At 73.9% G+C, this 8,930-nt stretch carries 7 protein-coding genes; 1 reads left to right on the top strand and 6 read right to left on the bottom strand.

The genetic code is table 11. From position 1 onward, the window contains the following. The first annotated feature begins 88 nt into the window (after positions 1–88). A complete protein-coding gene (locus ACTIDRAF_RS29980; protein ID WP_157163159.1) occupies positions 89–688 on the top strand; it encodes a hypothetical protein in 600 nt (199 codons plus the stop codon). A gap of 264 nt (positions 689–952) precedes the next feature. Here ACTIDRAF_RS29980 and ACTIDRAF_RS0219810 read toward each other — a convergent pair whose 3' ends face one another. The 6 genes from ACTIDRAF_RS0219810 to ACTIDRAF_RS0219780 form a co-directional block, all read right to left on the bottom strand. Continuing rightward, positions 953–2,407, bottom strand: a complete 1,455-nt coding sequence (locus ACTIDRAF_RS0219810; RefSeq protein WP_016700461.1) for an acyl-CoA carboxylase subunit beta — start codon at positions 2,405–2,407, stop codon at positions 953–955. Between the two features lie 52 nt (positions 2,408–2,459). Beyond that, positions 2,460–3,683 carry a beta-ketoacyl-ACP synthase II gene (fabF, locus tag ACTIDRAF_RS0219805; RefSeq protein ID WP_016700460.1) on the bottom strand — a complete coding sequence of 408 codons (1,224 nt, stop codon included), beginning with the start codon at positions 3,681–3,683 and terminating at the stop codon, positions 2,460–2,462. Next, entirely contained in the window at positions 3,680–3,919 is a 240-nt protein-coding gene (locus ACTIDRAF_RS0219800) for an acyl carrier protein (RefSeq protein ID WP_016700459.1), read from the bottom strand. Before ACTIDRAF_RS0219800 ends, fabF begins: the two co-directional genes overlap by 4 nt. A gap of 157 nt (positions 3,920–4,076) precedes the next feature. After that, entirely contained in the window at positions 4,077–5,063 is a 987-nt protein-coding gene (locus tag ACTIDRAF_RS0219795; protein WP_016700458.1) for a beta-ketoacyl-ACP synthase III, read from the bottom strand. Continuing rightward, a complete protein-coding gene (locus tag ACTIDRAF_RS0219790) occupies positions 5,060–5,956 on the bottom strand; it encodes an ACP S-malonyltransferase (RefSeq protein WP_425359129.1) in 897 nt (298 codons plus the stop codon). The genes ACTIDRAF_RS0219795 and ACTIDRAF_RS0219790 overlap by 4 nt, the downstream gene beginning before the upstream one ends. A gap of 1,610 nt (positions 5,957–7,566) precedes the next feature. Continuing rightward, positions 7,567–8,766 (bottom strand): PucR family transcriptional regulator, encoded by a 1,200-nt coding sequence (locus tag ACTIDRAF_RS0219780; RefSeq protein WP_016700456.1) that lies wholly within the window; start codon positions 8,764–8,766, stop codon positions 7,567–7,569. Positions 8,767–8,930: the final 164 nt, after the last annotated feature.

The following is an 8,930-nucleotide window of genomic DNA, read 5'->3' as shown; positions in this document are numbered from 1 at the left end:
CCGGCGACCCGGCGGCCCGGCGGAGGCCCGGCCCCGGGATGGCGACACGTCCGGACGGGGCGCCCGCCCCGTGTGACACCCTTTCCCGGTGGTACCCAGACAGTCAGCCGGCCCGAGGACCAGCGGCTTTCCCCTGCTGATCGTGTCGCTCACGGCGGTCGCCGTGGTGCTCGGCGCGCTGGTGGGCGCGCTCGGGCGGAGCTGGTACGCGGCGGAGGACGAGGGTGAGCCACCCGCGGCTGGGGTCACCTCGCCGGTCGAACCCCCCGCACCGGAGGGCCCGGTCCGGGTTGAGCTGACCCCCGATGCGCGTGCGCACCCGGACCACGAGGCGATCCTCGCTCTCGTCCGTGCCCACTTCGAGGCGATCAACGCCCGCGACTACGCCGCCTGGGCGACGACGGTGGTGGAACGCCGAGTGCGGGACACCTCCGAGGAGGACTGGTTGAGCAGGTACCGGTCGACCCGGGACGACCACGTCGTCGTGCACCGCGTCGAACAGGGCCCCGAGGACAGCCTGCGGATCCTGATGACCTTCGTCAGCGGCCAGGACCTCGCCGACGCACCGCCCGAGATGCCGGCCGAGTGCGTCCACTGGCGGGTGGTGTACCCGCTGGTCGTGGAGGGCGGCACGCTGCGACTGGACAGCGGTCGCCCGGGGAGTTCGAGTCCCGGCGCCTGCGGCTGAGCAGCGCCCGGGGGCCGGAGTGCCGTACCAGGTGGGGAAGGGAATGGGCCCCTGGGGGATCGCGGTGGCCCCGGAAGGCCGCGCCCGATCGGGTGTGGTGGTCACCCCGAGCCTCCGGCACCACCGTGCCGCCCGCGTCCGGGATGCCACGCGGGCGGGCGGGCACCGGGCGGAACCCGAGCGCCGCCCACCCAGCTACCCACGGGAAGGACGGTCACCGGCACGGTGGTACCGATACCGGGACCAGTGGACCCCGTGCGGCGGTCAGAGCGGGATGTTCCCGTGCCGGCCACGGGCGACGGGTGCCGCCGCCAACGCCTCGGCGACCCGGCGTCGGGTCTGCGAGGGTTCGATCACCTCGTCGACGACCCCGATCGCCATCGCGCGGTTCACTCCGCCGGCGATCCGCTCGTGCTCCACCGCGAGGCGCTCGTGCAGCTCCTCGCGGTCCTCCTCCGCCGCGGCGGCCAGCGCCTTGCGGTGGAGGATGCCCACGGCGGCCTTGGCCCCCATCACGGCGACCTCGGCCTCCGGCCAGGCGAACACCGTGTTGGCGCCCAGCGACCGGGCGTTCATCGCGATGTAGGCGCCGCCGTAGGCCTTCCGGGTCACCAGCGTCACCCGGGGGACCACGGCCTCCCCGAAGGCGTGCAGGAGCTTCGCGCCGCGCCGCACCACGCCGTCCCACTCCTGGCCCACGCCGGGGAGGTAGCCGGGCACGTCGACCAGCACCAGCAGCGGGATGCCGAACGAGTCGCACATCCGCACGAAACGGGACGCCTTCTCCGCGCTCAGCGAGTCCAGGCACCCGCCCCGCCGCAACGGGTTGTTGGCGATGACACCGACCGTCCGCCGGCCCAGGCGGCCCAGGCCGACGACGATGTTGGGAGCCCACTTCGGCTGGAGCTCCTCGAAGGAGGTGCCGGGGGCACCTTCGTCGTTCTCCTCGGTGTCGAGGATGGCCCGGACCAGGGGACGCACGTCGTAGGCCCGCTTCGCCTGCTCGGGCAGCAGCGACCGCAGGTCGGCCTCGTCCCGCACGCTCTCCGGGTCGTGGACCCCGGGGCGGGAGAACAGGCTGGTCAGGCGCCGGGCACGCCGGTAGGCGTCCGGCTCGTCGGCCGCGACGACGTGCACCACGCCGGACTTCTTCCCGTGCGCCTCGGGACCGCCGAGCGCCTCCATGTCGATCCGCTCGCCGGTCACGCTGCGGACCACGTCCGGGCCGGTCACGAACACGCGTCCGGCCGGCGCCATGATCACCACGTCGGTCAGGGCGGGGCCGTAGGCGGCGCCACCCGCCGCCGGGCCGAGCACGACCGAGATCTGCGGCACCCTGCCGGAGGCGCGGATCATCGCCGCGAACACCTGTCCGACGGCGTCGAGGGCCTCGACACCCTCCGCCAACCGTGCTCCGCCGGAGTGCCACAGCCCGATGACGGGGCACTCCTCCTGGAGCGCGGTGTCGATGGCGTCCACGATGCGCTGGCACCCCTCGGTGCCCATGGCGCCGCCCATCCTGGCCGCGTCGGTGCAGTAGGTGATCACGTCGACCCCGTCGATCCGGCCCCGCGCGGTGAACACCCCGCTGGCGTCGCGGGTCGTGATCGGCGTCAGCGTGCCGGCGTCGAGGAGCTGCGACAACCGCAGTTCCGGGTCCCTCGGGTCGGAGTCAGCGGTGGGACCCGCGGGCTCCGGACGGGCTGCCAGGGCGGTCATCGAATCTCCTCGCGACAGGTGCCCGGGCGCGACGCCCCGGCACGACGGGTGATCACGGGGTGAACGCGAGTGCCACGTTGTGCCCGCCGAACCCGAAGGAGTCGTTCACGGCGGCCGTCAGGCCCGCCTTCCTCGGTTCGTCGGCCACGACGTCGAGCTGGACCTTGGGGTCGAGGTCCTCGAGGTTGAGCGTCTGGGGAATGACCTCGTGGTGCAGCGACAGCACGGTCACGATCGCCTCGACCGCACCCGCCGCGCCCAACATGTGCCCGAGCGCGGACTTCGGAGCGGTGACCACGGGGTGTTCACCGATCGCCGTCCGGATCGCGGCGGCTTCGGCCACGTCGCCGACCGGGGTGGAGGTCGCGTGGGCGTTGACGTGCCCCACGTCCTCGGGGCTGAGACCGGCGGTGCGGATCGCCTTGCGGATCGCCCTGGCCGCGCCCTCGCCCGTGGGTTCCGGACCGGTGATGTGGTGGGCGTCGGCGCTGGTGCCGATGCCGGCCAGCCGCCCGTAGACCTTCGCGCCCCTGGCGGCGGCGAACTCGGCCCGTTCGAGGACCAGCATCCCGGCGCCCTCACCGAGCACGAACCCGTCACGGCCGGTGTCGAAGGGCCGCGACGCCCGCTCCGGCTCGTCGTTGCGGGTGCTCATCGTCCGCGCCTGGGCGAAGCCGGCGACGGGCAGCGCCGTGATCACGGCCTCGGCACCGCCGGCGACGACGACGTCCACCTCGCCGGCCGCGAGCATCCGGTACGCCCAGGCGATGGCCTCGGCGCCCGAGGCGCAGGCGGACACCGGCGCGTGCACGCCGCCCTTGGAGCCGAGCTCCAGGCCGACCCAGGCGGCCGGGCCGTTCGGCATGAGCATCGGGACGGTCAGCGGGGACACCTTGCGCAGCCCCGCCGTCTCCAGCAGGTCGTCCTGCGCCAGCAGGGTGCTGGCCCCGCCGATCCCCGTGCCCACGACCACTCCGAGGCGTTCGGGGTCCAGCTCCGGGGCGCCGGCGTCGGACCACGCCTCGCGGGCGGCGACGACGGCCACCTGCTCACAGCGGTCCCAGCGGCGGGCCTCCACCCTGGCCAGCACGTCGGTCGGCTCGACGGCCAGCGAGGCCGCGATCCGAACGGGCAGGTCGAACCGCTCCGGCCAGTCCGCGTTGATGGGTCCCACCCCGCTGCGGCCGGCAAGCAGGGCGTCCCAGGTCGACGCGACGTCCCCGCCGAGCGGGGTCGTCGCGCCGAGCCCGGTCACGACCACCTCGGGAGAGGTCATGCGTTGCTGGCGATGTAGTTCACCGCATCGCCGACGGTCTTCAGGTTGGCCAGCTCGTCGTCCGGGATCTTCACGCCGAACTTGTCCTCGGCCTGGACGGCGACCTCGACCATCGACAGCGAGTCGACGTCCAGGTCGTCGACGAACGACTTGTCCAAGTCGACGTCGTCGGCCTCCACACCCGCAACCTCGACGAGGATGTCGACGAGACCCTTCTGGATGTCCTCGTTCGCCACTGGCGTTGTCCTTCCTGGTTACTGTTCCGCTGGTCGGGCGCTGGGATGGCCCGACCTGGCTGTCCGTGGTGTGCGGTGACCCGCACGGAGAACGGGGCGGTGCGCCCCGACGCGGCTCACCGAGCGTGGACCGGCCGGTGAGCCGGTGGAACCCGCGTCACGGGCAGACCACCACCTGGCTGGCGTAGGACAGGCCCGCGCCGAAGCCGACGAGCAACATGACGTCGCCCTTGCTCAGTTCCCCCGCGGAACGCATGTGATCGATCGCGATGGGGATGGAGGCGGCGGAGGTGTTGCCCGTGTGCTGGATGTCCTTGGCCACGACCATGTCCTCCCGCGCGCCCTTGGACCGGAGGCGCTTGGCGATCGCGTCGACGATGCGCGCGTTCGCCTGGTGCGGGATCAGCGCGTCGATGTCGGACAGCTGGATCCCCGCCGCCTCGACGGCGCGTTCGGCGACCGGCGCCACCTGGGTGGTGGCCCACCGGAACACCGACTGCCCCTCCTGGAAGATGTACCGGCCCTCACGCAGGTAGATCAGGTGCGCCAGGTCTCCGGCGCTACCCCAGGAGACCGGTCCGATCATCGGCTCGTCCGCCGGTCCCACCACGGCCGCTCCCGCGCCGTCGGCGAAGATGATGGCGTTCGCGCGGTCGTCCCAGTCCACCCAGTCGGTGAACCGCTCGGCTCCGATGACCAGCACGCGGCGGGCGGAGCCGCCGCGGACGAGGTCGGAGGCCGTGTTCAAGGCGTAGCTGAAGCCGGCGCAGGCCGCGTTCAGGTCGAAGGCCGCTCCGGCCCTGATGCCGATCGCGTCGGCGGTCTGGGCGGCGGCGTTCGGGATCGGACCGGGCATCGTGCAGGTCGCGAAGACGACGGCGTCGACGTCGGTGGGCGACAGGCCGGCGTCGGCGATCGCCTTGGAACCCGCCTCGATCGCCATCGTCACCAGCGACTGGTCCGGGTCCGCCAGCTTCCTGCTGACGATGCCGACCCGTTCGCGGATCCACTCGTCTGAGGTGTCGAGCCGCTTCGTCAGGTCGTGGTTGGTGACGACGCGGTTCCCGGTGCTGCTGCCGAATCCGAGGATGCGGGTGCCGACCGGTCCGGTGCGCAGACTCAGCCGTGGACGTTGTTTGGTCACGCGTTACCACCAGAGGGGTCGGTGTGATGGTCGTGGATGAACGCGGCCACCCGGTCCAGGTGGTCCGGCGTCTTCAACGGCAGGGTGGGGAGCTTGTGTTCCCGCTTGACCAGCCCGGCGAGCGTGCCGGCCGGTGGCAGCTCCACCACCGCCGTCACTCCCAGGTCCACCAGCGTGGCCATGCACGAGTACCAGTCGACCGGGCGGGTTACCTGCGCGACGAGCCGGGACATCATGTCCGCGCCGCTCTCTACTGGCCGACCGTCGGAGTTCGACAGCAGGGGGTTCACCGGGTCGGACACCGGCAGGGACTCCACCCGGAGCCGCAGGGCCTCCTCGGCGGGGGCCATGTAGCGGGTGTGGAAGGCCCCGGCCACGGCCAGCGGGCGCACCCGGGCTCCTGAGGGTGGTTCGGAGGCGAGTTCCTGCAACGCGGAGATCCTGCCGGCGGCGACGATCTGGCCGGTGGCGTTGTGGTTCGCCGCGTCCAGGCTGAGTTCCGCCAGCGCGGAGAGGACCTCGTCGCGGTCTCCGCCGAGCACGGCGGACATCCCGGTGGGTTCCAGCGCGCACGCACCGGCCATCTCGCGGCCCCGCACCGCGGCCAGCTCCACCGCGGCCTCGGGGGACAGCACCCCGGCGGCGGCGGCCGCCGCGAGCTCGCCCACCGAGTGGCCGGCGACGGGCACCCCGGACGGCAGGTCGACGCGGCGCCGCAGCTCCTCCAGCGCCAGCAGCGACAGTGCCACGATCAGCGGCTGGGTGATGGCCGTGTCCCTGATCTCGTCGGCGTCCGCTTCCGTGCCCAGGCGGACGAGGTCGAGGCTGGTCGCCTCCGACCATGCCTCGATCCGGTCACGGGCACCGTCCAGTTCCAGCCACGGCGAGAGCATGCCGGGGGCCTGGGAGCCCTGTCCCGGAGCGAGAAGCGCGATCACGCCGTTCACTGAACACGGCACGCCGGGACCGCTGGGATGTCGGGGGAGACGAAGTCCGTCCCGCGATGTTGTGGAATCCCTACAACCCCTTAGTCCTCCCTGGCCGGGGAGCCAGGAGAGGTGACCCAGGGGTGACGGGGGTCACCCTCCGGGGTGTCCCGCTGGCGCTCGTTCGGACCAGGACCTCGCCCGGGCGCCGGCCGCCGGCCTCACCACAGGCAGGGCCGCCGTCGCCCACCGCCGGGGAACCCCCGCTGGTCCCCGGCCGTGCGCCGTCCGCCCGGCTGCCGGCGGTTCCCGTTCCGGGCGGCCGCGACCGGACGCCCCGGGAACCCGCCGACCGCCGAACTCGGGCGGCAAGGCAACGTGTTCGGCTGGACGGCCGACGGGCGGCGGTCGGCCGAGGTGCTCGACGCCCACATGACGGCCGGCGGCACCTTCGTCCACACCGCCGACGTGTGCTCGGCGTGGCTTCCCGGGCACGACGGGGGTGGGCCGGAGCGGGTCCTCGGCGACTGGATGCGACCCGGGGAAACCGCGACGACCGGTCATCGCCACGAAGGTGGGCAGGCGGTCGCGACGGCCCGGCCGGCCCCCGGCGAACATCCGCACGGCGGCGGAGGACTCGCTCCGCCGGTCGGGCACCGAGCTGATCGACCTCCGCTGCGCGTACGTCGACGACGGGGGAGACGCGGCTGGAGGGGACGCTGACCGCCTCCGACGACCTCGTCCGGGCCGGCAAGGCGCGGCATCACCGAGTCCGACCGCGCGGCGGACCGGCCGTCGGAGGCCCTGCGGGTCTCCGACGGGGCGGGACTGGCCCGGTACGTGGCGCTCCAGCCGCACTCCGACCTGGTGGGACGTTCGGGTTCCGGGGCGCGGCGCGAGGGGCTGGCGGCGTTCCCCTGCTCCTCCCTGCCTGGGGGGCTCACCGGCCGGTACCGGTCCGGCGCCGGGAGGGAGCACGCCCGCCCGCGTGCGTCCCGGCGCTCGCCCACCTCGACGAACGGGGGAGCGGGTCCTGGCCGAGCTCGACCGGCTCGCGGCGGCGCGGGGCGTACCGGTCGCGGCCCGGTCGTTGGCGTGGTTGGTGGCCCGACCGACCGTCACCTCGACGTTGACCAGCGGCCGGGTGGCGGAACAGCACGCCGAGCTGCTTCCGCTGGCCGACGTGTGGAGCTGGCCGAGGCCGAGGTGGCGGCGCCCACCCTGGCCTCGTCCTGGTCCCGGCTCGCGGCGGCGCGGGGTCCACCGTCCCGGAGGCCTCCTCTGTCCCTGGGTCCTGGTTCGTGGTCGGTGCGCGGCCCGGGCGGGCGGGGGCAGTCCCCAGCGGCCCAGGCCACCGGCGCGGGTTCGGTGGGGGCACGGCTGCCCGGTGTGGTGGCTCGGGTGCTGGTGGCGTGGCCGGGGGCCGGCGCGGGCGGCTCATCCCGGGTGTGCCCGGCGTTCCCGGGGTGTGGTGACCCGACAGGCCGAGGGCTGGTCGGGGCGAGCGGAGGACCCGGGTCAGCCGCTCGTGGTCCGTGCGCCCCGGTCGGTCGGGTGCCCGCGAACGGGGCAGCGCGTCACCACAGGCCCCGCGCCTGGGCCAGCCGTCCCACCTTCAAGGCGACCTGGAGCACGAGCGAGTCGCGGGGGTCCGCCGGGTTGTAGCCCGTGACCTCGCTGATGCGGCGGAGCCGGTAGCGCACCGTGTTCGGGTGGACGAACAGCGCCCGTGCGCAGCTCTCCAGCACGCCACCGACCTCCAGGTACGCCTCCACGGTGTCGAGGAGCCCTCCGCTGCTGTCCACCAGCGGCAACATCACCTGCTCGACCAGCTGCCGTTCGGCCTCCGGATCCCCGGCGAGGGCCCGTTCTGGCAGCAGCTCGATCGACCGGACGGGCCGGGGAGCGGAGGGCCAGGCCACCACGGCGCGCAGCCCGGACAGCGCGTCGTCCGCCGACCGGTGCGCCTCGGCGAGGCTGTCCGTCGTGGGGCCGGCCACCACCGGGCCCTCACCGAACGCCTCGCTCATCCGGGGGAGTACCGCGTCGGCGTCGGCCTCGTCGACCGTCCCACCCAGGACCACGACGAGGCGGGAGCCCTGCACCCCCAGCAGCGCCGGGCGTCCCAGCCGGGCCGCACGGCTCCGCACCTCGTAGAGGACCTCCTGCGGGTCGGCGGACGGCGGGTTGCCGACGAGCACGGTCGCCGCGACGGGCTGGTCCCAACCCAGGGCGGAGGCGCGGGAGAGCAGGGACTCCTCGGCGTCGCCCCGGACGATGCCGTCCACGATCAACGCCTCCAGCCGGGCGTCCCAGGCGCCCCTGGCCTCGGCGGCGGCCGCGTAGGAGGTCGCGGCGGAGAAGGCGATCTCGCGGCCGAAGCGGAGGATCGCGTCGGTGAGGACGGCCTTCTCCTCGGCGTTGCCCGCGAACTCGGGCAACCGCTTCTCGAAGGTGTCGATCGCGGTGCGCACCAGGTCCACGGTCTGCCGCAGGCTCATCCAGCGGGACAGGTCGCGGGGGGCCGCGCGGAACGCCTCGGTGCTCAGCCGGAGGGCCGCGTCGGGGCTGCGGAGCCACTCGAGGAAACCGGACACGCCGATCTGGGTGATCAGGAGCACGCTGGCGCGTTGATCGGCGGGCAACCGTCGGAACCACGGAAGCTTCTGCTCCATGGCGGTGACGCTGGCGGTGGCCAGTTCCCCGGAGGCGTACTCCAGGCTCCGCATCGTCTTTCCGGACATACCGGACGCGGAGTGCCCGGGGTCGTCGGCCATGCGCATACCGGCCAGAATCGCACGCCGCCGGCGACCGGCGGGCAGGGGCATGGAGAGACCCGGGTCACCGGGAGCAGGGGTTCGCTGCGAGCCAGCTCGCGGGCGTGGGGCACGACCCGCTGATCGTGGGCGGGGGAGGGGTGGCCGGGAAGTGGGGTGGCGGT

It is taken from the genome of Actinoalloteichus spitiensis RMV-1378 (genome assembly GCF_000239155.1).
Lineage (GTDB): Bacteria > Actinomycetota > Actinomycetes > Mycobacteriales > Pseudonocardiaceae > Actinoalloteichus_B > Actinoalloteichus_B spitiensis.
Note: the sequence above shows the minus strand (reverse complement) of the source record. Positions and strands in the feature narration are given on the sequence as shown.

Bases quoted from the DNA above. Each gene is read 5' to 3' on its own strand.
- ACTIDRAF_RS0219810 (WP_016700461.1), bottom strand. From the start codon at position 2,407: ATGACCGCCCTGGCAGCCCGTCCGGAGCCCGCGGGTCCCACCGCTGAC.
- fabF (WP_016700460.1), bottom strand. From the start codon at position 3,683: ATGACCTCTCCCGAGGTGGTCGTGACCGGGCTCGGCGCGACGACCCCG.
- ACTIDRAF_RS0219790 (WP_425359129.1), bottom strand. From the start codon at position 5,956: ATGCTCTCGCCGTGGCTGGAACTGGACGGTGCCCGTGACCGGATCGAG.
- ACTIDRAF_RS0219780 (WP_016700456.1), bottom strand. From the start codon at position 8,766: ATGGCCGACGACCCCGGGCACTCCGCGTCCGGTATGTCCGGAAAGACG.